Genomic DNA, 25089 nt, shown 5'->3' with positions numbered 1-25089 from the left:
AAGTGTGAGCAGTACCGAGTCGCCGTCGACCGCCGACCTCGACTCCGGCGGGCGGTCGATGCCCGTGGTGAACATCGCGGGCCACCTCCGCCAGCTGATCCGGGTCCTGCCGTTCGCCCTGGTCGCCGCGATCATCGTCGGCGGCGCGGTGTGGTTGGTTCGTGACGGGAGCGAGCGGACCTACCAGGCGAGCATCACCGTCCAGATCTCGCAGCCCTCGATCGGCGCGGTGTTCAACGAACTGACCCAGCCCTACATCGTGATGGTCACCGATACCCGCGTGCTCTCGGATGTGGTGAAGAACGGGCTCGCACCCTCGGAAGCGGATCTGCGCTCGCGGGTGTCGGCGATGACCGGTCCCGCGCCGTCGTTGCTGATCATCACCGCCGAGGCCGGCTCGCCCGAGCAGGCCTCGAAATTGGTCGTGGCGGTCGAACAGTCGCTCGACAGCGTCGGTTCCCAGATGCGGACCGAGGCGATCGCCCGGTCCGCAGCCGACCTGGAGGCACACCGGCGCGCGGTCGAGGACACCTTCTCCAAGCGGCTCTCCGATGATCCGCTGCGCCCGGAGTTGAGTTTCGACGCCCGTGATGTCGCGCGCGAGACCGAGTTCCGCCAGGTACTCGGCCCGGCGCGTCTGACGGTGCTCACCGCGCCCTCCTGGGAACTGGTCGCCCCGCACCCGGTGCAGGAAGGGCTGTTCGCCGCGCTGGCCACAGTGATCGTGGTCGCCGAAGGTCTGGTGCTGGCCGGGGTGGCTCGTGGCCGTCGACGTGGCGGCAAGAAGCCGGCCGATCCCACGGGGGCCGACATCGACAAGGTCGCGCCCACGCCGGAAACCCGAGCACCCGAAAACCGTGCTCCCGCGGTGGAAACCCGTCCACCCGCCGCCGATTCCCGGATCCGCGCGTCGCCGACTCCCCCGGCGTCGTTCGACACGCCGCCACGCCGCGCTGCCCCGGTCACCCCGCGCTCGGCCACCCTCTCGCACGATCCCGAGACCATGGCGCTGCCTCGGGTCGGGTACACGCCGGGCAGTCCGCGCGCGACTCCCACCGAACCACGCGACAGCTAGCTCCGCGGCGTGACCATCTCCTACCGAAGCAAACAACGGCCGAGCGACCGCGAATTGTCACAGCTGACCCTCGGCCCGGTGCGGCACAACGGCCACGAGATCCGATTGCGCCCACCCCGGATGTCGGATTTCGCCGCGTGGCGCGAGATCCGACTGCGTGATCGCGCCCATATCGAACCGTATTGGAGCACCTCCCCGCTGCCGTGGGAACGACGGCACACCGCGCGGCGCTGGGCGCGCGAATGTCTGCTGGCCCGTGCCGACATGCGCGCCGGACGCCGCTACGCGGGTGCGATCGAGGTCGACGGACAATTCGTCGGACAGTTGGAGTACTGCGTCATCGACACTGCGACGAGGACCGCCGAGTCCAGCGCCTGGATCGACGCCCGCTGGGCAGGCCACGGGGTGATCACCGTGGCGGGCGCGATGCTGCTCGACTACGGGGTCACCGCGCTCGGGCTGGTACGCGTTGTCGCGCCGATCTCGCCCGCCAACCTGCCCGCCGCCGGATCGGTGCGCGCCCTCGGCTTCCGCAAGGAAGCCACCATGGCCGTGGCCTTCGACGCGGGTGGGTCGCTGCGTGACCACGCGTTGTGGGCGTGGACCGCACGTGACAGTTCGACCCCCGAGACTTTCGCGGTTGCGCCACGGTTCCCGGCACCGGCAACCGATCCATCCTCGCGCACCGGTGGGCCCGCACCGGCGATCATCGCGATCGCCGCGCTGCGGCTGTTCCTGTGGATGGTCGTTCGCCGTCTGCGTCGATACACGCTCGCCCGGGCGGTGCGGATCACCGTCACCGGCGCACCGAACATCGCGGTGCGCAGCCTGTCCCGCACCGACCGGGTCGACTGGCAGGCGGCCGCTACCGCACACCGCGCCCGACTCGCACCGACCGACCGGCGCCGGCATCGGCGCGAGTGGCACCGCGCCCTGCGCAACGCCCGTCACGGGTTGCGGTCACCCGGCGGGCTGGTCCTCGTGCTCCGCACCGAGGGCCGGTACGCCGGGGAGATCCGATTGTTCGAACCGACGATGACCGGGCGCGTCGCCCGGCTGTCGGCCTGGGCGGATCCCGAGCTCGTCGAGGCCACGCAGCTGGGGGCGGCGCTGCGGGCGGTCGCCGAACACGGGTTCGACGAACTCGGGCTTCGGCGGATCGCCGCCGAAGTCCCCAGCGCCGACCCCGCGCCGAACACCGCTTTGACTGCCGCCCATTTCACCGAAGAAGGTGTGCTGCACGACCATTGCGGCCCCACGGGCGTCCGCGCCGACCATCGCCTGTGGGCCCTGACCACACCACCGAGTCACGGAGGTCGCCGCTGATGCGAACGTTCCAGCGCAGCAATGAGATCCAGGCCCGCCTGCACGATCTGGTGCCGGGCGGCGCGCACACCTACGCTCGTGGCGCCGATCAGTACCCGGAGAACATGGCGCCGATCCTGGTGCGCGGCAAGGGCGCGCACGTGTGGGACGCCGACGGCAATCGCTATGTCGAATACGGGATGGGGTTGCGGTCGGTGACGCTCGGCCACGCGTACCGACCCGTGCTGGACGCGGTGTCGTCGGCCATCGCCGACGGGGTCAGCTTCACCCGCCCCACCGAGCTGGAACTGCTGGCCGCCCAGGACTTCCTGGATCTGGTCCCCGGCGCCGACATGGTGAAGTTCACCAAGAACGGTTCCGACGCGACCACCGCCGCGGTGCGCTTGGCCCGCGCGGTGACCGGACGCGACCGCGTCGCGGTCTGTCAGCAGCCTTTCTTCTCCGTCGACGACTGGTTCATCGGCACCACACCGATGTCAGCTGGTATCCCCCCGGTCGACACCGCGACCTTCCCCTATAACGACCTCTCCGCGCTGCGTCGGGTCCTGGCCGCGTCGCCGATCGCCGCCGTGGTGATGGAACCCGCGACCGCCACCGGCGAACCCGAACACGGCTACCTGTCCGCGGTCCGCGACCTGTGCGACCGGTACGGCGCCCTGCTGGTCTTCGACGAGATGATCACCGGTTTCCGCTGGTCGGCGGGTGGCGCGCAGGCCGTATACGGCGTTGCCCCCGATCTGTCGTGCTGGGGCAAGGCGATGGGAAACGGTTTCCCCATCGCGGCGCTGGCGGGCAAACGCGAGTACATGGAACGCGGCGGGCTTCGGACCGACCACGACCGCGTGTTCCTGCTGTCGACCACGCACGGCCCGGAGACCGCGTCGCTGGCGGCATTTCGCGCGGTGGTGCACGCCTACCGCACCGAGGACCCGGTCGCCCGGATGGAAGCGGCCGGTAGCCGGTTGGCCGCGGGAGCGAACGCGATCGCCGCCGAGCTCGGCATCGCCGGGCACCTGTCGGTGACGGGGCGCCCGTCCTGCTCCATTTTCCGTACGCACGACGCCGATGGTGTTGCTTCCCAAGCCTTTCGAACCCTGTTCATCCAGGAGATGCTGACCCGAGGCGTCCTCGGTCAGTCGTTCGTCACCTCGGCCGCCCACGACGACACCGCCGTCGACCACACCATCGCCGCGTTCGCCGAGGCCGCTCGGGTGTACCGCACCGCCCTCGCCCGTGGCACCGTCGACGGCCTGCTGACCGGTCGCCCGGTCGCCCCCGCCCTGCGTCGCACCGCCGCGCCCCGACAGATCGAAGCGAGCACCCGCCGATGACCCGTGTCGCCATCGTCCACGAACGTTTCACCGAGTTCGGCGGCTCCGAGGCTGTGGTCGCCGAATTCGTCGAAACCTGGCCCGATGCCGAGGTTTTCGCACCGATCGTCGCGCCGGGCGGCCTGCGCGAGCCCGTGCGCACTGTGCACGACACCTGGCTCAGCACGGCGCACACCTACACCGGCGGCAGGCACGCTCCCCTGCTCCCGTTGGTCCCGCGCGCGCTGCGGCGAATGCCGTTGCGCGACTTCGATGTCGTGGTGATCAGCCATCACGCGTTCGCCACCCAGGCCGCCTTGGCCACCGACGCACCGGTGGTCGCCTACGTGCACTCCCCCGCCCGCTGGGCGTGGGATCGCGAATTCCGCGCACAGGAGGCAGGCGGTCGTATCGGGCAGCTGGCGCTGGGCGCGCTGGGCACCCTGGCCCGGCGGGGCGAACTGCGCGCCGCCCCGCGGCTCACCCACGTCATCGCCAACTCGCACGCGGTCGCCGAGCGGGTCACCGAATGGTGGGGGCTGCCCGCCTCGGTCGTCAACCCGCCCGTGCAGGTCAGCCGCTTCACCCCTGATCGGTCGGTGGCACGCGAGGACTTCTTCCTGTGCGCGGGCAGGCTCGTGCCCTACAAGCGCGCCGACCTCGCCATTCGCGCCGCGCAGCGGGCCGGGGTTCGCCTGGTGGTTCTCGGCGAAGGCCGGTTCCGCGCGCAGCTCGACGAGATCGCGGGCTCGGAGACGACCTTCCTCGGCGCCACCTCCGGCGAGCTGTTGCAGGACATGTACCGGCGCTGCCAAGCCCTGCTCATGCCGGGCATCGAGGACTTCGGCATCGTCCCGGTGGAGGCGATGGCCTGCGGCACGCCCGTGCTCGCGGTCGGTGCCGGTGGCGCCCTCGATACGGTGCGCCCCGGCGTCACCGGCGAGTACGTACCGGCCGGATCCGATGCGGACGTCATCGCGGCGCTGGCCGACGTGATGGGCGAATTCCGCTCGGCGTCCTACGATCCCGTGAAGATCCGCGAGCACGCCCGCACCTTCGCCCCCGAGGTGTTCCGCACCAGGATCGCGAGCACTGTCGGCGACGTCCTGGCGGATCGGTAGCGACATGTTGTCTGAAACTCTCGGTTACTGAAAGTATCTGTCACACATACCCTTTGACCTGCGGCGATGGGTGACAATTCCCACACGGTGATACCACGCCATCAGCTTGCCCGGCTAGGTTACTGGCGAGTACGGTAAGCGTAGCCGGGACGACGATGTGCCCGGTTTCTCTCCAGCCACTTTGCTGCTGGACCTCAACCGTTGATTTCGCATTCACCGCCGCATGCCGATCACTGTTGCGCGACACCGTGTTTCGAGATTTTCAGGAGGAGCGATGGTTTCCTACATCGTGACAGGCGGTACCGGATTTCTGGGTCGACGCGTGGTGCGGGGGCTGCTCGCAGCCGACCCCACCGCGATCGTGCACGTGCTGGTGCGCGCCGAGTCGCTGCCCAAGTTCACCGCACACAATGCGCAACATCCCGACAGCGACCGCGTGTTCGCGCTGGTCGGGGACCTGACCGCCGACGGCCTCGGTCTCGGTGACGGCGCACCGCGTGCCGATCACGTACTGCACCTCGGCGCGGTCTATGACATGACCGCCGACGAGGAGACCGCCCACGCGGCCAACGTCGCGGGCACTCGCTCGGTGATCGAATTGGCCCGCAACCTCGATGCCACCCTGCACCACGTGTCCTCGGTGGCGGTGGCGGGCGATCACCGCGGCAAATTCTTCGAGGAGGATTTCGACCTCGGCCAGAACCTGACCTCGCCGTACCACCGCACCAAGTTCGCCGCGGAGAAACTTGTTCGCGAGGCCACCGACGTGCGCTGGCGGGTATATCGCCCGGCGATCGTCGTCGGCGATTCGCGGACCGGCGAGATGGACAAGATCGACGGCCCCTACTACTTCTTCTCGGCCATTTCGACGCTGGCCGGTCTGCCGTCCGAACTGCCGCTGCCGCTGCCCGATCTGGGTGCGACCAATGTGGTGCCGGTCGACTACGTCGCCGAGGCGATGGTGCGACTGGTGCGCCGCGACGGCCTGGACGGGCGCACGTTCCACCTGGTCAACCCGCGGCCGCAGCCGTTCGGGGAGATCTACCGCGCACTGGCCGCCGCCGCGGGCGGTCCGGTCGGCATCGGCACCGTGCCCGGCAGCGCACGCGCGCTGAGCGGGCTCGGCCACGTGCCCGGCGCGAACACGGTGCGCGACTTCCTGTTCGAACAGGCAGGTATTCCCGCCGAGGTCGCACCCCACGTCGGATTCACCGCCGACTTCGTCTCCGATTCCACCCAGGCGGTACTGCCCGGCCTCACCGTGCCCGCCTTCGACACCTACGCCGACCGTCTCTGGGACTTCTGGCGCGTCAATCTGGACCCGCACCGCGGTCGTCCCGCCGCCGACGCGCACCCGCTCTCGGGCCGCACGGTGCTGATCACCGGCGCGTCCTCGGGTATCGGCCTGGCCACAGCCCACGCCGTCGCCCGCCGTGGCGCGATCGTGCTGATGATCGCCCGTGGCGTCGAAGATCTCACGGCCGCAGCGGAATCCGTGCGCGCCGAAGGGGGCACCGCGTTCGCCTACCCCTGCGACATCACCGACTCGGAGGCGGTCGACCTCCTCGTCAAGACCGTGCTGACCGAGCACCACCATGTCGACTACCTGATCAACAACGCCGGTCGCTCCATCCGCCGTTCGGTGGCCAACTCGGTGGACCGGATGCACGACTTCGAACGCACCATGGCGGTCAACTACTTCGGTGCCGTCCGCCTCATCCTGGGGCTGCTTCCCTCGATGCGCGAACGTCACTTCGGCCACATCGTCAACATCTCCTCCATCGCCGTGCAGACCAAGGCACCTCGCTTCGCCGCCTATGCCGCGAGCAAGTCCGCCCTGGACAACTTCAGCGATATCGCCGCCGTCGAAAACCGTGGCGACGGTGTGTCTTTCACCTCGATCCGGATGCCGCTCGTGCGCACCCCGATGATCGCGCCCACCGATCTCTACCGCTCGCTGCCCCTGCCCGACCCCGACCGGGCGGCCGACATCGTGGTCCGCGCTCTGCTGGAACGCCCCGACCGCATCGACACCCCCGCGGGCACCTTCGCCCAGGCGGTCGAGATGTTCCTGCCCTCGCTCAAGCGCACGATCATGCACACCGGGTTCCGGTTCTTCGGCGAATCCACTGCGGCACAGGGTAAGTCCGTTCCCGCCGCGGTCACCGAGCCCGCCGAACCTACGCGCAATGCCCTCACCGTCCTCGGCCCGGTCTTCGCGCCGCTGATGGTGATGCCGAACTCGGCGGCCCGCATGAGCCGGGTGCTGCCCGGCGTGCACTGGTGACATCACCCTGAACACCCGGCCGGTCACGATGTTCGTCGTGACCGGCCGGTTCGGTTCACCGCAGCCAGGTGCTCGCCCAGGCGGCGAGGGTCGTCGGCGTGGTGGTGAGCACCGTTCGCGGGGTCTCCGCGACGAATCCGGAACTCAATCCCGCGGACATACCGGCGATTCCGTCGATCTGGCCCTGTCCGAGCCCCGCTGATCGCAGGGCTTCCCGGAACTCGTTGTCGGCGAGGTGGATCGGGGTGACCGCATGGCCCAACTGCCGGCCGAGAATCTCGGCGACCTCGGTGAATGTCAGATCCCGCGGACCGTGCACGGCCTGCACGACACGCCCCGACCAGGCATCCGACAGCAGTCGGGCCGCCGCCACCTCACCGATATCGCGCGGATCCACCCAGGCCATCGCATGGTCGGGCGGCCACGGTGTGGACAGCGTGCCCGCCCGGATCTCGTCGAGCTGGGTCAGCAGATTGGTGAAGAAGTAGCCGCACCGCAGGTGCACCACATTCGCCCCGGTCTTGTCGAGCAGCTCCTCGGTCCGCGCCAGCCCGTCGATTTCCCCGGCCCCACCCCGCTTCTCAGCACCCACACTGCTGACGAACACCGTCGCCTCGATCCCGTTCTCGACAACAGCACGCGCCGCAGACGCTCCCATCCGCGCGAACCCCGCCACCGGATCACCCTCCACCAGCGCAGGCGGATCCACCCAGAACAACCGATCCGCACCCACGGTGGCCCGCACCACCGCCTCCGAATCCCCCTGATCGACCCGCACGACATCGACGAACTCCCGCATCGCGGCATCGAGCCGCCCTGGATCGCGCATCAGTACCGTCGGCCGGACCCCCGCCTGCACCAGCAACTGCACAACCCGAGCCCCCACATGCCCGACCGGCGTAGTGACAACAACCTTCTTCGCGTCCTCTCTCAGTTCCATAACCCCACGCTAAAACCCATCGCGGCCAGTTCCTGACCGCAACAGCCGACAGATTTCGCCGAATTCGCCGGCTCTCGGTTCAGCGTGAACGAACCAGGTCGAGGGACGCGTTCGGTGACCACGGCTGCCCTGCGGCGATGAGGGTACGGGTGGCTCTGAGCTCTCTCGGTCTTGCCATGGCTACGGCACCGACGGGGTGACCGTTGTGCAGGGCGATCGCGAGGAAGTCCCGGGAGCCGAGGTCGCCGTCGATGACCAGGTCGTCGTGCGGGTGCAGCCAGCCTGCGAAGTGCATCGACAGGCCGTGCTGGTCGGTCCAGCCCCACGGGACTTCGGCGGGGGCCGCGGGGTGGCCGAGGATGGCTCTGGCGGCCGCGGCGCCGTCCGACATCGCCGTGTTCCAGTGTTGGCCGCGTTCGTATTCGCCACGGCGGGGGTTGAATGCGGTGGTGGCGTCGCCCGCGGCGAAGACGGCGGGGACCGAGGTGCGGTAGTGCTGGTCGACGATGATGCCGTCGTTCACCGCGATGCCGGCGGATTCGGCCAGGGCGGTGTCGGGGATCGAGCCGATGGCGACCAGGGCGGCGGCCGCGGTGAACGTGCGGCCGTCGGTGGTGGTCGCGGTGACGCCTGTGGCGGTGTCGACCAGTTGTGTGGTGGTGACACTGTTCTCGACGACGACGCCGTGCTCGATGTGGATGTCGCGCACCAGGTCCGACACGGCGTTCGGCACTACCCGATCGAGCAACCCCGGCCCGGCGTTCAACAGCGTCACCTCGGCGCCGAGACCGCGCGCGGTGGCGGCGACTTCGCAGCCGATGAGCCCGCCACCGATGATGAGCAGCGAGCCGCCCCCGTCGATCGCGGTTTGCAGTGCGACGACGTCGGCCTGTCCGCGCAAGGTGTGCACGCGGGTGGACGCGGTGTCGATCGTGCGTGCGCCAGCTCCGGTGGCGAGCAGCAGGCTGTCGTAGCCGAGCACCTCGCCGGTACTCAAACGCACTGTCGCGCTGTCGGTGTCGATCGCGCGCACCAGCGTGGCCGGGCGCAGATCGACCGCGTTGTCGGCCCAGAACTTCACCGGCTTCAGCACCGCCCGCTGGAACGGCGTAGTGCCCGCGAGCAGCTCCTTGGAAACCGCCGGTCGGCGATACGGCAGGTCGGGTTCGGCCCCGACGAGCACGATCTCACCGGCGTAGCCCTCGCGTCGCAGGGTCTGGGCGGCGGTGGCGCCGGCGACACCGGTGCCGACGATGACGATCCGTCCACTCATCCGCGGCTCACCTCCCGCATATCGAAATCGGCCTTGGCGGCACCACAGTCGGGGCAGGACCAGTCGTCGGGAATGTCGTCCCAGCGGGTGCCGGGTTCGATACCGTCCTCGGGCCAGCCGAGCGCCTCGTCGTATTCGAAGCCGCACTGGACACACTGGAACAGTCGATAGTCGCTCATCGGGTCGCGCCTTCCCTCGGTTCGAAGTCGACCTTCTCGCGCACACCGCAGTCGGGACAGCACCAGTCGTCGGGGATCTGCGACCAGACCGTGCCGGGCGCGAAACCCTCACGGGGAGCGCCGAATCGCTCGTCGTAGACGTAGTCGCAGATCGGGCAGAGGTAGGCCATCAGTTCACTCCGTACTTCGCCAGGACCCGCGCCCGCTTGCTGGGCTGGATGTTCACGCGGGTGATGTCGCCGTTGTAGTGGGCGAGCACGCGATGGTCCATCACCTTGCGCCACAACGGCGTCACATAGGCCAGGCCGATCAGGCTCGCGTAGCCGCTGGGCAGCTCGGGCGCGCCGTCCATGTGGCGCAGGATCTGGTAGCGGCGGGTGGGGTTGGCGTGATGGTCGCTGTGCCGTTGCAGGTGGTAGAGGAAGATGTTGGTGACGATGTGGTCGGAGTTCCAGCTGTGCTCGGGGGTGCAGCGCTCGTAGCGGCCCGAGGCGGTCTTCTGCCGGAGCAGACCGTAGTGCTCGAGGTAGTTCACCGTCTCCAGCAGCGAGAAACCGTAGATCGCCTGGATCACCAGGAACGGCAGAATCGACGGACCGAACACCGCGACCAGCCCCACCCACAGCACCACCGACATGAGCCAGGCGTTCACCACGTCGTTCTGCAGCGAGAACGTGCTCTTGCCCAGCCGCTGCATGCGGGTGCGCTCCAGCTCCCACGACGAGGTCAAACTGCCCCACACGCTGCGCGGCAAGAAGCTCCAGAACGATTCGGCGAAGCGCGCACTGGCCGGATCCTCCGGCGTCGCGACGCGCACGTGGTGGCCACGGTTGTGCTCGATGTAGAAGTGGCCGTAGAAGGTCTGGGCCAGCGTGATCTTCGACAGCCAGCGTTCGAGTTCGTCCTTCTTGTGGCCGAGTTCGTGCGCGGTGTTGATGCCGACGCCGCCCATGGCGCCGATCGTGAAGGCCAGACCGATCTTGGAGATCAGGCCGAGACCACCGTCGATGCCGAGCCAGGACAGGTTGTCCGCGGTCCACAGGTAGCAGGCGAACACCAGGCTGAACAGCTGCAACGGAATGTAGGCGTAGGTGCAGTAGCGGTAGTACTTGTCGTTCTCCAGCTGCTCCATCACCTCCTCGGGCGGGTTCTTGCCGTCGGGCCCGAAGAACCGGTCGAGGGTCGGCAGCAGCACATACAGCAGGATCGGCCCGAGCCACCACCACACGGGCGCGACGGCCTGCCAGCCGAACTGGTTGAAGGCCCACACGAACCCAGTCGCCAGCAGCGTCGCACTGGGGGCGACGAGGCCGAACAGCCACAGGTATCGCTTGGGATCTCGCCACTGCGGCGGGGCCGCCGATCCTGCGTGGTCACCGATTCGAGATGTCGTCATTGCCATTCTCCTCATCACCGAGACTTCGGACACCTTCTCGCTCGAAGTCACCTTCGTTTACACATTAGCGCGTGTTGTTCCGATTGGATACACAATCACGCAAATTGTCAATGAACGAGCACATCGATGGGCACATGTAGGATGATCACGTGGCCGAACCACCGAACTTTCAGGCAGAAATGCGCCAACTGCTGCGCGACCGGATGATCGACGCCGCGCGCACGATGGTCGTCAGCGAGGGCTGGGGCGCGGTCAACATGTCGCGGGTGGCCAAGGAGGTCGGTATCAGCAGGCCGGTCCTCTACAAGGAGATCGGCACCAAGCAGGCGCTCGCGGATGCCCTGATCGAGCGTGAGACCGGCATCTACCTGACCGGCATCGCCGAGACGCTGGCCCGGCATCCGGCCGACCCGCTCGCCGGCATGACCGCCGCCGCCGAGTACACGCTGCGCGCCGCGGGCGACAACACCCTGATCAAGGCGGTGCTCTCAGCTCGCCAGGACGGCGATACCGCCTTGCTGCCCGCCCTGGTGAGCGACCCGGAACCGGTACTCGGGCGGGCCGTCGCCGCCCTCAGTGCCACCGTCCGCGAGCAGTACGAATTCGCGTCCCTCACCGATGACGAGCTGACCTCGGTCGTCGAGATCATGGTCCGGTTGACGCTGAGTCATCTGTTCCAGCCGACAGGCAGCGTCGACCGCGCGGTGGCGCAGGTCGGCGCTGTCCTGTCGGGGGTCATGCCCGCGCTCTGAGCGGGCTCACAACCGCGCGTTCACCTGTCCGGCCGCGGCCGCGAACGCCCACCCGTAGCTACCGTGCGCGGCTGGGAACACCCCGCCCGCGCACACCGGATCGCCTGCGGCGCAATAGTTCGCGGTGCGGTCGGCGTACAGCGGTGCGACCGGGCCGCCGATCAATCGCAGGGGGTCACCGAACAGGAGCACCGCGACGACGCGCGAGGACAGCTCCGGCGGCAGCACCCACGCTCCGGGCAACGGGACGGAGCCGAGGACACCGTGGGTGACCACCGCGCCCTGGGAGTAGCCGACGAGAACGAAACGCTGGTCGGGGCAGGCGGCGGCCTGCTCGAGCAGGTGGCCGGTCATGGCCCGGGTGCCGTCGGGCATCGAGGTCGGCACCAGCAGGTCGGCTGGGTAGTCCACGCGATGGGCGGTGGTGTCCACCGGTAGTTGCGCGCTCAGTACCGCGTAGAGCGGGTCGCCGATCGCGGCTCCCAGATAGCCGGGTTCTGCTGTGCCGCGGGCGATCACGACATCGAGGGTGGCGCAATCCTGCGCCCACGCTGTCAGTCCCGGGGACATCGCTGTCCCGATTCCCGCGGTCAGTAGCAACACCGACAGCGCTCGCGCTGTTTGCCTTGCGACGATACGAATTGCCTTCCGATAGGTCATCGTGCCCACCCACTCACGCCGTTGTGAGAAATAGAGAAAGAGCGATTCACCTCCTGCCCAACAGCATTCGGTGTGCTCAGTGGTGGAATACCCGTTGACCTGCATCGTCATGGCGCGAACTCGGCATCGGCTGCGCCACGGTTACATCTCGGATCGCCTGCGGCACAACGCCGCTGCGCTACCTCAGTGCTTCTTCGGCTTCTTCTTGTACTTGGGCTTGTCGTGATCGGGCTCCCACTCGTAGCCCGCCACACCACGTTCGCAGTAGGAGTCCGCGACGAGAACGTCGCCTTGATCGCGTTCACACCAGCGCGACTTCGAGCACGAGGTGGCGCCGAGGCCTGCCACGACGGCGAGCGTGAGGACGGCGGCGCCGGTACGGGTTCGGGCGTTCATGAGCGTGTCGAGCCTTTCATCGAATGAGATGTCGCAGGTCAGGCTGTTTTACAGGACTTGCCCCCACCTGCCGACTAACCAATGCTACGTTCCAGGCATGTCGAGCACAGTGCCTGCGCCCACCGAAGATTTCACCCCCGACGCGATTGTCGTCGGCGCCGGACTCGCGGGCCTGGTGGCCGCGCACGAGTTGGTGCTCGCCGGACGCAAGGTCCTGGTGCTCGATCAGGAGAATCGCGCCAACCTCGGCGGGCAGGCATTCTGGTCGCTGGGCGGGCTGTTCGTCGTCGACAGCCCGGAGCAGCGCAGAATGGGCATCAAGGACTCCTACGAACTGGCACTGCAGGATTGGCTGGGTTCGGCCGGTTTCGACCGCGACGACGAGGACCGGATGGGCCGCGAGTGGGCGAAGGCTTACGTCCGGTTCGCCACCGACGAGAAGCGGGATTACCTGCACGCCCTGGGTCTGCGTTTCACCCCGCTGGTCGGCTGGGCCGAACGGGGCGGTGGCCTGGCGGGCGGACACGGCAACTCGGTGCCACGGTTCCACCTCACCTGGGGCACCGGGCCCGAGGTACTGCGGGTGTTCCGCGAGCCGGTGCTGGCCGGTGAGGCGAAAGGGTTGGTCCGCTTCGCCTTCCGGCACCGCGTCGACGAGCTGATCGTCGACGACGGCGCCGTGACCGGCGTGCGCGGCAGCGTTCTCGCCCCCTCCGACACCGACCGCGGTCAGGCCTCGAACCGGGATGTGGTGGGCGAGTTCACCTTCCGAGCCGCTGCGGTTCTCGTGAGTTCGGGTGGCATCGGGCACGCCCACGACCTCATCCGCCGCAACTGGCCCACCGAACGGCTCGGCCCGTGCCCGGAGCACATGATCTCCGGTGTGCCCGCCTATGTCGACGGCCGGATGCTCGGGATCTCCGAGGAAGCCGGGGCGGCGCTGGTCAACCGCGATCGGATGTGGCACTACACCGAGGGCATCCACAACTGGGATCCGATCTGGCCCGATCACGCCATCCGCATCATCCCCGGCCCGTCGTCGCTGTGGTTCGACGCGAACGGAAACCGCATGCCCGCACCGTGTTTCCCCGGTTTCGACACCAACGAGACCATGCGTCAGATCCTGTCGACGGGCTACGACTACTCCTGGTTCGTCCTGAACCAGTCGATCATCGAGAAGGAGTTCGCGCTGTCGGGTTCGGAACAGAACCCCGACATCACCGGTAAGGACTTGAAGTTCACGGTGCGCAGCAGGCTCGCCAAGGGCGCGCCGGGCCCGGTGGAGGCGTTCAAGCAGCACGGCGTGGACTTCGTGGTCGCCGACTCCCTGGCCGAACTCGTCGACGGCATGAACGACATCTCCCGGGGTCCGAAGCTGGACGTGGCCGCCCTCGAGCACCAGATCGTGGGCCGCGATCGCGAGGTCGCCAACTCCTTCTCCAAGGACGCGCAGGTGACCGCGACCAACAGCGCCCGCAAGTTCCTCGGCGACAAGCTCCGCGTCGCCAAGCCGCACCGCATCCTCGATCCTGCCCACGGCCCGCTCATCGCGGTACGCCTCAATGTGCTGACCCGCAAGACCCTCGGCGGTCTGCAGACCGACCTCGATTCGCAGGTGCTGCGCCCGGACGGCTCGGTGTTCCCCGGGTTGTACGCGGCCGGTGAGGTCGCCGGGTTCGGCGGTGGCGGCGTGCACGGTTACAACGCGCTGGAGGGCACGTTCCTGGGCGGGTGCATCTTCTCCGGTCGGGCGGCCGGTCGAGCGATCTCGCGACGCACAGCCTAGTGCGGGTGCCGGGGGGCCAGGGTGCGTGACGCTTCCTTGGCCACCTCGGCCAGCGCCCGAGCCAGTCGCGCGGTGTCGAGCGCGGTGCGCTCACCATTGACCGTGCCCGACAAGGAGATCGCGGCCACCGCGACACCGCGGCCGCGGATCGGCACCGCCACGCAACCCACGCCCGGCAGCGACTCCTCGGTGTCCACGGCCACGCCCTGACGGTTGCGGATACGGGCGAGTTCGCGGTGCAGTTCGGCCCGGTCGACGATCGTGCGCGCGGTCCGTGCCACGGCATTGCCCCGCAGCGCGGCCTCGGCGATGCCGGGCTCCAGCGTGGCCAGCAGCGCCTTGCCCACCGCCGTGGAGTGCGCGGGCAGCCTGCCACCGACACGGGTCGGGATGACCACCCGGCCGCGGCCCCCCGCACGATCCAGGAACAACACCTCACGCCCGTCCAGCACCGCGAGGTGCCCCACCAGCCCCGTGCGCTGACTGAGTTCGTAGAGCAGTGGCCCCACCACCTCGCGCAGTTCGTTCTGCTCGGCCGCGAGCCCGCCGAGTTCGAGCACCCGCAACCCCAGCCGGTAGCCGCCCGGAGTGTGCGCGAGCCAGCGCAGCCGGATCATCTGGTCGAGGATGCGATGCACGGTCGAGCGCGGCAGCCCGGTGCGTTCGGCGAGCCCGAGCAGCGTCAGCGTGGGTGTGGCGGCGTCGAACGCGTCCAGGATGAGCGTCATCCGCTCGATCATCGACGTCGGCGGTGCCCCGGTCGCCCGGCCCGATCCGGTCCACAGGTTCTCGGGCGCCGGTTCGGTCACGATCTCGACCGTCATGTGATCCAACCTCCACAGTGCGTAGCGCTAACAGACTAGAGCTGTCAGCTCCGCTCACGCACTATTTCGCCGCGATCTCAGGCAGGCACCGGGCTGACCGGCGTCACAGACAGCCGGCGGCGCACGATCGGCGCGATGGTCGCCGCGATCTCGCCGATCGCTCTGGCGGGCGCGCAGTGCGGGTCGGTGTCGACGAACGGAGCGCCCTGATCGCCTGCCGCGCAGACCACCGGATCGAACGGGATCCGGCCGATGACCGGGCAATAGGTGTCGAGCAGGCCGCTCAGCGCGCGGCTCACCGCGGTGGCGCCGCCCGCGCCGAAGAGGGTCTGCCGGGTGCCGTCGGGACTGTCGTACCAGGACATGTTCTCGATGATGCCCGCCACCCGCTGACCGGTCTGCGCAGCCACGGCGCCGGCGCGTTCGGCGATGCGAGCCGCGGCGCGTTGCGGGGTGGTGACGACCAGCAGCTGCGCGGTGGGCAGCAACTGGGCCAGGGAGATGGCCACATCGCCGGTGCCCGGTGGCATGTCGATCAGCAGAACATCCAGTTCGCCCCAGTACACGTCGTTGACGAACTGCTGCAACGCGCGGTGCAGCATCGGCCCGCGCCAGACGACGGGGGCGTTGTCGTCGACGAACATACCGATCGACACGACGCGCACACCGAATGCGGTGGGCGGCATCATCATCGACTCGACCAGGGTGGGCGCGGTGGTGATGCCGAGCATCGCGGGTACCGAGTGACCGTGGACGTCGGCGTCCATGAGACCGACGCGCAATCCACGTCGGGCCAGCGCGACGGCCAGATTGACGGTGACACTCGACTTCCCGACGCCGCCTTTGCCCGAGACCACGCAGTACACGCGGGTCGGTGAATCCGGTTGCGCGAGAGCAGCGATACTCTCCGATCCGGGTCCCCGGAGTTGGAGTCTCAGGCTACGGCGCTGCTCCTCGCTCATCACCCCGAAGTCGATCTCGACACCGGCGACGCCGGGCACCGCGGTGACGGCGGCGCGGATGTCGTCACTGATCTTCGTCCGAAGGGGGCATCCCGCGACGGTGAGCAGGATGCCTACCGCGACACGACCTGCTCCGTCGATGTCGATGGTCTCGACCATGTTCAATTCGGTGATGGGACGGCCGATCTCGGGGTCGTCCACTCCGGCGAGCGCGGTCCTGATCTGTGGTTCGGTCGGTGATGTCATGGGCTCCTCCTCACTGGACCGAGCTGGCGTGCAGCATGTCCGCGCGTTCGACGATCTTGATCCGCTCGCGTCCTTCGGCTTCGCCCAGCGCGCGTTCGTGGGCGTCGAGTCGGTACCAGCCTTCCCAGGTGGTGAAGGCAATGCCCGATGCGGTGAGATGTTCGGTCACCGCATCGGGGTGTGGTCGCGGCGCCGGTGTCAGCCGGGCCTGATCGGCCAGCAGGCAGGCAACGGTTTCGGCGGCGTCGCCTTTGGTGTGGCCGATCAGGCCGACGGGGCCGCGTTTGATCCAGCCGGTGACATACACCCCGTCGAGGTATCGCGCCCCCTCGCGCGCGTTCGGGTCGATCAGCACGCGCCCCGCCTCGTTGGGGATGGTGCCGGTGCGGTCGTCGAACGGGATGTCGGCGACATCTCCGGAGCGATAGCCGACCGCCCGATAGACCGCCTGTACGTCCCACACCCGAAATTCGCCGGTGCCCTTGACGTTGCCGGTGCCGTCGAGCTGGGTGCGTTCGGTCTTCAGGCCGACGACCTTGCCGTCGGCGCCGAGGACCTCCGAGGGCGATTCGAAGAAGTGCAGGAACAGCTTGTGCGGGCGGTCGCCGTGGTCGCGGATGGCCCACTGCTCCAAGGTGTTGGCGACCATGTCGACCTGCTTGGAGTTACGGCGCGCGGCTTCGGAGCCCTCGTCGTAGTCGATGTCCTCGGGGTTGACGATGACCTCGATCGTCGGCGAGTGATCCAGTTCGCGCAGCTCGAGGGGCGTGAACTTGGCCTGCGCGGGACCACGACGACCGAACACGTGGACCTCGAGGGCCTTGTTGCCCTCGAGACCTTCGTAGACATTCGGCGGGATCTCGGTCGGCAGCAGTTCGTCGCCGGTCTTGGCGAGCACGCGCGCGACGTCGAGGGCGACGTTGCCGACACCGAGGACCGCGACCTTCTCGGCGTCGAGGGGCCAGGAACGCGGGACGTCGGGGTGGCCGTCGTACCAGGACACGAAGTCCGCGGCGCCGTAGGAGCCGTCGAGGTCGATGCCGGGGATGGCCAGGGCGCGGTCGGCGTTGGCGCCGGTGGAGAAGATGACCGCGTCGTAGAACTGGCGCAGGTCGTCGAGGGTGATGTCGGTGCCGTAGTCGATGTTGCCGAGCAGACGGACCTGGTCCTTGTCGAGGACCTTGTGCAGGGCGGTGATGATGCCCTTGATGCGCGGGTGGTCAGGGGCGACGCCGTAGCGGATCAGGCCGAAGGGCGCGGGCATACGCTCGTAGAGGTCGATGCTCACGTCGGCATCGGACTTCATCAACGCGTCGGCGGCGTAGATACCGGCGGGCCCGGCGCCGATGATCGCCACCCGCAGTGGAGTTCTCATTTCTCGTAGCCCGCGACGAACGGCGTGTCCACGCCGAGCTCGCCCACCGCGCCCGCGCCGCCCGGCGAGCCGAGCGCGGTGTCGCGGCCGGGCAGCGCCGTGTCGAAGAAGGCCGCGTTCGTGGCGACGAAACCTTCCTGGCCGGCCGGAATGTCATCGTCGAGGTAGATCGCCTCGACGGGGCAGACCGGTTCGCACGCACCGCAATCCACGCACTCGGTCGGATGGATGTAGGCCATCCGGTCGCCGGTGTAGATGCAGTCGACGGGGCATTCCTCCACGCACGCGCGATCCATGACGTCCACGCAAGCGGCTCCGATGACGAAGGTCATGGCTGTAGTTCCTTGTCGTTGGGCTCGCCGAGGGCGGCGAGGATTTCGTAACGCAGCCGCGCGAATTCGGGTTCGAATCGGGCGCCGGGTGCGCGTGGTGCGGCGATCTCGATGACGCGCTGGATGCGGGCGGGGCGCGGGGTGAGCAGGACGATCCGATCGGCCAGCAACAGCGCCTCGTCGACGTCGTGGGTCACGAACAACACCGTGGTCCGGCGCTGCTGCCACACCGAGATGAGCAGGCGCTGCATATCGGCGCGGGTCTGGGCGTCGAGAGCGCCGAACGGTTCGTCCATCAGCAGCACGCGTGGCTGCGCGGCCAATGTCCGCGCCAGCTGCACACGCTGACGCATACCGCCCGACAGCGCACCGGGCAGATGGTCACCGAAGTCGGTGAGCCCCACCAGGTTCAGCAGTTCCTGGGCTTCGACGCGCCGGTTGCGCCGTGACACTCCGCGCAGTTTCAGCGCGAATTCGACATTGCGCCGGGCGGTGCGCCACGGCAGCAGCGCGTCCTCCTGGAACACCATCGAACAGTGCTGGGCGCTGGGCCCACCGTCGACGGTGACGCTGCCGCCGATCGGCGGCAGCAACCCGGCCATCGCCCGCAGCACCGTGGATTTGCCGCAACCCGACGGACCGAGCAGAACCACGATCTGGCCGGCATCGACGTCGAGATCTACTTCGGCGGCGAGACTTTCGCCGTAGGCGATGCGCAATCCGTGCAGCCGCACCGCGGCACCGGCGCTCATCGCTGCGCCCTGGGCAGCCACCGGTTCACCCGGCGCCCCGCCAGTTCGACCAGCCAGGCGGTGAACCAGCCGAGCAACCCGATGGTGAGCATCCCGACGATCACCCCCGGATAGTCCAGGAGCCCGTAGGACTGCCAGGTGAAGTACCCGATGCCGAACTGGCCCGAGATCATCTCCGCGCTGATCACACAGATCCAGGCCACGCCCATCGCCACCGACAGGCCCGAGAAGATGCCGGGTAGCGCACCGGGCAGGGCGATCTGGAACAGAATGTCGCGTCGACGCGCGCCGAGGGTGTGGGCCGCTTCCTCCCACACCTTGGGCAGCGCGTGCATGGCGTGGATGGTGCTCACCGCGACCGGGAAGAACGCGGCGAAGAAGGTGATGAACACGATGCCCTGTTCCCCGGTCGGGAACAGCAGGATGGCCAGGGGCACCAGTGCGATCGCGGGGATCGGCCGGAACACCTCGAGTACCGGCCGCACGAGTGCGCTGACCACGGCCGAGCGACCGACCGCCATGCCGATCAGCACGCCCGACACCGTGGCGAGGCCGAAGCCGATCAGGATGCGGCGGGTGCTGGAGAAGATGTCGCGGTAGTAGGTGGCCGCACCGAGCTGCGTACGAAAGGAGTCGAATACTTGTGCGGGCGTGGGGATCTTGTCGAAACGCAGCCAGAACACGACCTGATTGGTGGTGAGCAGGTACCAGGCCAGGAGCAACGCGGCCAGTGGCACGGCGGTCAGTACGGCCTTGCGGGCTTTGCGGGGAACGATGAATCGGGTGGGTGAACTCGGTGGTGCGGTGATGATGTCGGGCTTCGCGACGGGCGCGGTGCGGGGTTCGGCGGAAACGGTCATGGTGAGCCTCCTGGTCTCACGTGACGGATCTAGCGGGCCTTCAGTGCTGCTTGGTAGTCGATCACCGTGACGCCCGGATGGGCGGCGGCGTACTGCTGTGCGGCGGCACCGGTCGCGAAGGGCAGCAACCGATCGTCGGGGCTCGCAGTGGGTTCGCTGACCCAGGTCGCGGTCGCGGCGAAGAGCCGGGTGCCGGTGCTGTGGTCGGGCACGTAGGCGGCGCGGACGGTGCTGCCGGTGGCCGCGATCTGTCGCAGCAGACAGGTCGGGGTCTTGGCGACGGCGGTGGTCGTGGCGTCGGCGAACCACACCTCCGAAGCGGTGGGAAGGCCGTCCACCGCTCCCCCGCACGCCGCATCGGTACCGGTCAGTGGTGCGGGAGCCGTCACCGACGCGCGGGCGGCGTCGTAGCCGGGACCGTAGACGGTGCGCAGGTAACGGTCGTCGACGAATTCGCCGAGGTTCAGATCCGACAGCGCACCGAGGCTTTTCAGGAACGGCAACAGCGTGCCCAGAGCGTCCACCTGTTGGGGCTTGATCGTCGGATCGAAGCTCACCAGGCCGTTCGGGCCGTTGTAGAGATACACGACCTCGGCAGGCAGCCCGGTGATCTCGGCGACGCGCTGTGCGGCCGCCAATGGGTTCTGATTGAGGTAGTCGGTGGTCTTGCGCACCGCGGTGAGGAACGCCGTGACGATATCGGGGTTACCGATGCCAAAGCGCTCGCTCGCGACCACGGCGTGGAAGGTCGGGATGCCGGCGCTGCCACCGTCATAGAGCAGCTTGGCTTGACCGTCGTAGACGAGTTTCTGTGGCCACGGCACGAATTGGGCCAGCGCGGCCACCTGATCCCCCTGCAGCGCCGAGGCGCCGACGGCCGGATCCTGACCGAGCAGCTTCACATCGTCTAGAGTCATCCCGGCGGCCGAGAGCCCGGTGGCGAGCATGCCGTGCGCGGCCGACCCCACGCTGGTCGACACGATCTCACCACGCAGGTCGGTGATCGTGGCCGCCTTCGAATCCGTCGGCACCACGATCTGATTCAGCGAACCGCGCAGGTTGTAGCCGGTGACGGCGATCAGTTCGGACTTCACGTCGGCGTGGTCGCGAGTCTTGGAGCCGTTGACCAGGATCGGCGCGTCTCCCATCGACCCGATGTCGACCTGGCCCGCCAGCATCTGCGCGGTCAGCGGTGGGCCCGCGGCGAAGTCCTTCCACTCCACCTTGTAGGTGAGCCCTGTCGTCTTGCCGAGTTCGGCGAGTTCGGCCTCGAAAGTGCCGCGATCACGCAGCAGCGTGCCCGCGGTGACGGTGTTGATCGTCTTGGACTGGTAACCGATGTTCACGGTGACGGTCTTGGCGTCGTCGGCGCTCCCGCAGCCGGTGGCCAGGGCGGCCACCGCGGCGATGCCGAGCAGCAGCGCGGGGATTCGGGTGCTCATGGTCGGCTCTCTCAACGCAACAGGAACGGGATGTTCACGGTGACGGCGCCGACCGGGCACCGCGCGGCACACGGCCCGCAGTACCAGCATTCGTCGACGTGCATGTAGGCCTTGCCCGAATCCGGGTGGATGGCAAGGGAATCGAGTGGGCACATGTCCACGCAGAGGGTGCAGCCGTCGATACATTTCGCTTCGTCGACCGAGACGGGGACATCGAGACGGGCATTGGCCTGGGCCATCAGAGTTCCTTTCCAGAGTTGGCGATGCCGATGCGGGCGAAGGCGCGGACGTCGGCGTCCGGGTCGTCGAGCGCGGCCTGCAGCGCCGTGGTGATGTCGCGTCGTTCGGCGATCCGCTCGGCCAGTGCGCGCACCGCCGCCTTGCGGACGTCGAGGTTGGGATCGGAGACCGCCGACAGCAGCGGTGCCGCGGCGAGTTCGGGGTCGGCGGCGGCCAGGGCGATGGCCGCCGCCTGCCGGACCTGCCAGGCCGGGTCGGTCATCGATGCGGCGGCCGCCGCGGCAGCGTGTTCGTCGCAGCCGGTCCCGGCCAGACTCGACAGCGCGGCGGCGCGGACAAGCGGTCGGGGGTCGGCGGCGAGGACGAGCAGGGTCACCGCGCCGCGTGGATCACCGATCGCCGCGACACCTTTCGCCACTGCGATGCGCACGTCCTCGTCTTCGTCAGCGGCGCCGAGGCTCAGTTCGTCGAGAGCGTCGACAGAGGTGAGCCCGCCCACGACGGTGCGGCGAACCGCCGCATTCGGATCGGCGAGCCACCCCGCCAGCTCCGCCGCGTCGGTCCTGCGGTGCCGCCACAGCGCCTCGATCGCGGCCGAGCGCACCGCCGGCTCCGCTGCGGTGACGCAATGGCGCAGCGCCGCATCGAATTCCGGCCCGGGCACGATGACCTCGAGGAGTTCGGTGAGCAAGCCGATGGCGGCGTGACGCACGTCGACATCGACATCGGCGAGTGCGGTGGCGAAGATCGGGGCGGCCTCGGCCCAGGCGTCGGTGGTCTCGCTGAGCACCGACAGCGCCGTGCGGCGCACCTCCGGGTCGGGATCGGTGATGAACGGGGTGAGTTCGTCGAGCTCGGGGCACTCGTCGGCCAGTTCGAGCAGGGCCAGCAGGCGGGCGCTCATCGCACATCCCTCACGTCGAGGTCGCCGACATCGCGCGGGCCGGGCACGGGTGTACTCATCGCGTACCCCACGCGCCGACGAGTTCGGGTGCGGAGACGTCGGCGACGCCGTCGGGACGGACGAAGCCCGGCACCGGCACGATGTAGGGGGCGACCGGCCTGGTGCGGAACTCCATCGCACCGGTGGCACCGCGATACAGGTTCAGATGACAGAACCATTCGGCATCGTTGCGCCCGGGCCAGTCGGCACGCTGATGGTAGAGCCCCCAACGGCTTTCGGTGCGCCGCAGTGAGGCCCGGGCCGCCATTTCGGCGCAGTCGCGAATGAAGGTCACCTCGGCGCAGCGCATCAGTTCGTGCGGCGTCCGGCCGCCCATCGCGGCGATGTCGGTGTTCATCCGTTCGAAGGCCTCGACGCCGAGCGTCAGATACGACTGCGCCTTGGGCGGCTGGAGGTAGTCGTTGACGAAGCGCCGCAGTTTGTACTCGACCTGGGTTTGGGGTGGGCCGTCGGGGTTGCGCAGCGGGCGGTAGATCAGCTCGTGGGCGGCCTCGATCTGATCGGTGGGCAGCTCTGGATGTGCTGCGCCACGGGCGAATTCGCTCGCATGCTCACCGGCGATGTCGCCGTAGACGAAGGCGCCGATCATGTAGTTGTGCGGAACCAGCGCCATATCGCCCGCCGCGTAGAGGCCGGGCACGGTGGTGGCGGCGTGTTCGTCGACCCAGACTCCCGAGGCGGAATGCCCACTGCACAAACCGATCTCGGAGATGTGCATCTCGATGTCGCTGGTGCGGTAGTCGGTGCCGCGGCCTTCGTGGAAGGTGCCGCGGGTGGGACGTTCGGTGGTGTGCAGGATGCCTTCGATCTCGCGGATCGTGGCATCGGGCAGGTGGCTCAGTTTCAGGTAGATCGGGCCGCGGGCACTGTCGAGTTCGCGTTTGACCTCGGCCATCATCTGACCGGACCAGTAGTCGCAGTCGACGAAGCGATTGCCTTCGGAGTTGACCTGGTAGCCACCGAACGGATTGGCCACATACGCGCAAGCAGGACCGTTGTAATCCTTGATCAGCGGGTTGATCTGGAAGCACTCGATGCCGGAGAGTTCGGCACCGGCGTGATAGGCCATGGCGTAACCGTCGCCGGCGTTGGTCGGGTTCTCGTAGGTGCCGTAGAGGTAGCCCGACGCGGGCAAGCCGAGCCGGCCACACGCTCCCGCTGCCAGGATCACCGCGCCTGCCGAGATGGTGACGAATTCGCCGGTGCGCGTGTCGAATCCGACCGCGCCGACCGCGCGTCCGTCGACGGTGAGCACCCGCACCGGCATCACCCGGTTGCTGATGGTCACCTTGGATCGGACGTCGCGGGCGCGCAGGGTGCGGTAGAGCACCTTCTTCACGTCGCGTCCCTCGGGCATCGGCAGGACATAGGAGCCGGAGCGGTGCACTTTGCGGACCGCGTATTCGCCGTGCTCGTCCTTCTCGAATTTGACGCCGTAGCCCTCGAGGCGCTGGACCATCTCGAAACCCCGGGTGGCGGTTTCGTAGACGGTGCGCTGGTTGACGATGCCGTCGTTGGCGACGGTGATGTCGGCGACGTAGTCCTCCGGGCTCGCCTTGCCCGGGACCACGGCGTTGTTGACGCCGTCCATGCCCATGGCGAGTGCGCCGGAGTGCCGGACGTGGGCCTTCTCGAGCAGCAGCACGCTGGCGCCGTGGCGGGCGGCGGTGAGCGCGGCCATGGTGCCCGCCGTGCCGCCACCGACGATCAGGACGTCGCAGACCAGTTCTCGCCGGTCGGTCAGCGGTGGAATCTGCATGGGGATCAACCCCTTTCGTGGTTGTCGCGGGTGCGCCGCGGGGTCACCGGGATGCGGTCGAGCCGCCCGGACAGGGAGAACCGGTCGCCGCGATAGCGGATGTATTCGAGATCGACGGGCCGACCGGAGTCGGTGTAGGTGAGCCGTTCCAGGAACAGCAGCGGAGATCCCGCACGGACCTGCAACAGTCCGGCGACGGTGGGATCGGCGGCGACCGCCTCGATCGCGACCGCGGCTGAGCCCAGCGGCAGGCCGAGTTCGGCTTCGAGCAGGCCGAACACGTCGCACCCGGTGAGGTCTTTGTCCAGGAGCGGGATGCCGACATCGGCGGTGAGGTAGCTGGCGTCGAGCGAGAGCGGCGCCCCGTCGAGGTAGCGCACCCGTTCCAGGGCGACGACCGGGTCGCCGGGCTGGAGCTCGAGCCGTTCGGCGACCAGTGGTGTGGCGGGCACGACCTCGGCGAGCAGGACCTGGTTCACCACCCGGTCGCTGCTGGTCTCGAAGGTTTCGGCGAGGCCGCGCAGGCGGTCGAGGCCCTGTACCGCCTTGTCGGCGACGACGAAAGTACCCGCACCGGGGACCCGGTCGATCAGGCCTTCGTCGCGGAGCAGGGTGAGCGCGTCGCGCACGATATTGCGGCTGGTGGCGAAGTCGGCGGCGAGCTGGGCTTCGGCGGGCAGTGCGCGGGTGCCGTAGACGCCGCTGCGGATACGTGCGCGCAGGATGTCGCGGATGCGCCGGGCCGGTGCGCTGCGTCTGCCCGAACCCGGATCGGGGGGCCGTGGCCTCGCCGAGGAGGTGAGAGTGGCTGTCATGCGGCAAATGCTGCGAA

23 protein-coding genes and 1 pseudogene are annotated in these 25089 nt (G+C 68.5%); 7 read left to right on the top strand and 17 right to left on the bottom strand.

Features of this window, described 5'->3' with window-relative positions; genetic code table 11:
* Positions 1-4 precede the first annotated feature (4 nt).
* From ACWDXS_RS02790 to ACWDXS_RS02770, 5 genes are all read left to right on the top strand, one after another.
* Positions 5-1075, top strand: coding sequence for a hypothetical protein (locus ACWDXS_RS02790; protein ID WP_449961282.1), 1071 nt, complete (start codon positions 5-7; stop codon positions 1073-1075).
* A gap of 9 nt (positions 1076-1084) precedes the next feature.
* Positions 1085-2401: a GNAT family N-acetyltransferase gene (locus ACWDXS_RS02785; protein WP_449961280.1), complete on the top strand. Its 1317-nt coding sequence runs from the start codon at positions 1085-1087 to the stop codon at positions 2399-2401.
* Positions 2401-3732: a glutamate-1-semialdehyde 2,1-aminomutase gene (locus tag ACWDXS_RS02780; RefSeq protein ID WP_449961277.1), complete on the top strand. Its 1332-nt coding sequence runs from the start codon at positions 2401-2403 to the stop codon at positions 3730-3732. Before ACWDXS_RS02785 ends, ACWDXS_RS02780 begins: the two co-directional genes overlap by 1 nt.
* The gene (locus tag ACWDXS_RS02775) at positions 3729-4832 is read left to right on the top strand and encodes a glycosyltransferase (protein WP_449961274.1); all 1104 of its coding nucleotides are present in this window, start codon (positions 3729-3731) and stop codon (positions 4830-4832) included. The genes ACWDXS_RS02780 and ACWDXS_RS02775 overlap by 4 nt, the downstream gene beginning before the upstream one ends.
* Before the next feature lie 274 nt (positions 4833-5106).
* Positions 5107-7119: an SDR family oxidoreductase gene (locus tag ACWDXS_RS02770; RefSeq protein ID WP_378991880.1), complete on the top strand. Its 2013-nt coding sequence runs from the start codon at positions 5107-5109 to the stop codon at positions 7117-7119.
* Positions 7120-7174: 55 nt separating this feature from the next.
* Here the strand turns inward: ACWDXS_RS02770 and ACWDXS_RS02765 are convergent, their stop codons facing one another.
* The 5 genes from ACWDXS_RS02765 to ACWDXS_RS02745 all read right to left on the bottom strand — a co-directional run bounded on the left by ACWDXS_RS02765 (position 7175) and on the right by ACWDXS_RS02745 (position 10907).
* Positions 7175-8059, bottom strand: a complete 885-nt coding sequence (locus ACWDXS_RS02765; protein WP_449961271.1) for an NmrA family NAD(P)-binding protein — start codon at positions 8057-8059, stop codon at positions 7175-7177.
* A gap of 79 nt (positions 8060-8138) precedes the next feature.
* Positions 8139-9332, bottom strand: coding sequence for an NAD(P)/FAD-dependent oxidoreductase (locus ACWDXS_RS02760; RefSeq protein ID WP_449961268.1), 1194 nt, complete (start codon positions 9330-9332; stop codon positions 8139-8141).
* Positions 9329-9511 carry a rubredoxin gene (locus ACWDXS_RS02755; RefSeq protein WP_266289085.1) on the bottom strand — a complete coding sequence of 61 codons (183 nt, stop codon included), beginning with the start codon at positions 9509-9511 and terminating at the stop codon, positions 9329-9331. The genes ACWDXS_RS02760 and ACWDXS_RS02755 overlap by 4 nt, the downstream gene beginning before the upstream one ends.
* Complete coding sequence (locus ACWDXS_RS02750) at positions 9508-9684, bottom strand: rubredoxin (RefSeq protein WP_378997037.1); 177 nt, start codon at positions 9682-9684, stop codon at positions 9508-9510. The genes ACWDXS_RS02755 and ACWDXS_RS02750 overlap by 4 nt, the downstream gene beginning before the upstream one ends.
* The gene (locus ACWDXS_RS02745) at positions 9681-10907 is read right to left on the bottom strand and encodes an alkane 1-monooxygenase (RefSeq protein WP_378997023.1); all 1227 of its coding nucleotides are present in this window, start codon (positions 10905-10907) and stop codon (positions 9681-9683) included. Before ACWDXS_RS02745 ends, ACWDXS_RS02750 begins: the two co-directional genes overlap by 4 nt.
* A 149-nt stretch (positions 10908-11056) precedes the next feature.
* Here ACWDXS_RS02745 and ACWDXS_RS02740 point away from each other — a divergent pair, with 149 nt between their 5' ends.
* A complete protein-coding gene (locus ACWDXS_RS02740; RefSeq protein WP_449961264.1) occupies positions 11057-11659 on the top strand; it encodes a TetR family transcriptional regulator in 603 nt (200 codons plus the stop codon).
* A gap of 6 nt (positions 11660-11665) precedes the next feature.
* On the opposite strand, the gene ACWDXS_RS02735 is transcribed toward ACWDXS_RS02740, so the two are convergent.
* The gene (locus tag ACWDXS_RS02735; RefSeq protein WP_379318408.1) at positions 11666-12319 is read right to left on the bottom strand and encodes a cutinase family protein; all 654 of its coding nucleotides are present in this window, start codon (positions 12317-12319) and stop codon (positions 11666-11668) included.
* A gap of 183 nt (positions 12320-12502) precedes the next feature.
* The gene (locus ACWDXS_RS02730) at positions 12503-12715 is read right to left on the bottom strand and encodes a hypothetical protein (RefSeq protein WP_378997029.1); all 213 of its coding nucleotides are present in this window, start codon (positions 12713-12715) and stop codon (positions 12503-12505) included.
* Positions 12716-12812: 97 nt separating this feature from the next.
* Between ACWDXS_RS02730 and ACWDXS_RS02725 the strand changes: the two genes are divergently transcribed.
* On the top strand, positions 12813-14501 hold the full coding sequence (locus ACWDXS_RS02725) for an FAD-binding dehydrogenase (protein WP_449961261.1): 1689 nt from the start codon (positions 12813-12815) through the stop codon (positions 14499-14501).
* Here the strand turns inward: ACWDXS_RS02725 and ACWDXS_RS02720 are convergent.
* The 10 genes and pseudogenes from ACWDXS_RS02720 to ACWDXS_RS02675 all read right to left on the bottom strand — a co-directional run bounded on the left by ACWDXS_RS02720 (position 14498) and on the right by ACWDXS_RS02675 (position 25072).
* Positions 14498-15325, bottom strand: a complete 828-nt coding sequence (locus tag ACWDXS_RS02720; RefSeq protein WP_378997033.1) for an IclR family transcriptional regulator — start codon at positions 15323-15325, stop codon at positions 14498-14500. The two genes, ACWDXS_RS02725 and ACWDXS_RS02720, sit on opposite strands and share 4 nt — an antisense overlap.
* A 77-nt stretch (positions 15326-15402) precedes the next feature.
* Positions 15403-16533, bottom strand: coding sequence for an Mrp/NBP35 family ATP-binding protein (locus ACWDXS_RS02715; protein WP_449961258.1), 1131 nt, complete (start codon positions 16531-16533; stop codon positions 15403-15405).
* Positions 16534-16543: 10 nt separating this feature from the next.
* A complete protein-coding gene (locus ACWDXS_RS02710; RefSeq protein WP_449961255.1) occupies positions 16544-17908 on the bottom strand; it encodes an FAD-dependent oxidoreductase in 1365 nt (454 codons plus the stop codon).
* Entirely contained in the window at positions 17905-18240 is a 336-nt protein-coding gene (gene fdxA, locus ACWDXS_RS02705) for a ferredoxin (protein WP_378990002.1), read from the bottom strand. The genes ACWDXS_RS02710 and fdxA overlap by 4 nt, the downstream gene beginning before the upstream one ends.
* The gene (locus tag ACWDXS_RS02700; protein ID WP_378990000.1) at positions 18237-18992 is read right to left on the bottom strand and encodes an ABC transporter ATP-binding protein; all 756 of its coding nucleotides are present in this window, start codon (positions 18990-18992) and stop codon (positions 18237-18239) included. Before ACWDXS_RS02700 ends, fdxA begins: the two co-directional genes overlap by 4 nt.
* Positions 18989-19852 carry an ABC transporter permease gene (locus tag ACWDXS_RS02695; protein ID WP_387447386.1) on the bottom strand — a complete coding sequence of 288 codons (864 nt, stop codon included), beginning with the start codon at positions 19850-19852 and terminating at the stop codon, positions 18989-18991. Before ACWDXS_RS02695 ends, ACWDXS_RS02700 begins: the two co-directional genes overlap by 4 nt.
* A 29-nt stretch (positions 19853-19881) precedes the next feature.
* Positions 19882-21294, bottom strand: coding sequence for an ABC transporter substrate-binding protein (locus ACWDXS_RS02690; RefSeq protein WP_387447385.1), 1413 nt, complete (start codon positions 21292-21294; stop codon positions 19882-19884).
* A gap of 11 nt (positions 21295-21305) precedes the next feature.
* Positions 21306-21533, bottom strand: a complete 228-nt coding sequence (locus ACWDXS_RS02685; RefSeq protein WP_378989996.1) for a 4Fe-4S dicluster domain-containing protein — start codon at positions 21531-21533, stop codon at positions 21306-21308.
* A pseudogene (locus ACWDXS_RS02680) lies at positions 21533-24257 on the bottom strand (fumarate reductase/succinate dehydrogenase flavoprotein subunit). Before ACWDXS_RS02680 ends, ACWDXS_RS02685 begins: the two are co-directional and overlap by 1 nt.
* Positions 24258-24262: 5 nt before the next feature.
* Positions 24263-25072 (bottom strand): GntR family transcriptional regulator, encoded by an 810-nt coding sequence (locus ACWDXS_RS02675; protein ID WP_449961249.1) that lies wholly within the window; start codon positions 25070-25072, stop codon positions 24263-24265.
* Positions 25073-25089 lie beyond the last annotated feature (17 nt).

This window comes from Nocardia sp. NPDC003183 (assembly GCF_053590715.1).
Note: the sequence above shows the minus strand (reverse complement) of the source record. Positions and strands in the feature narration are given on the sequence as shown.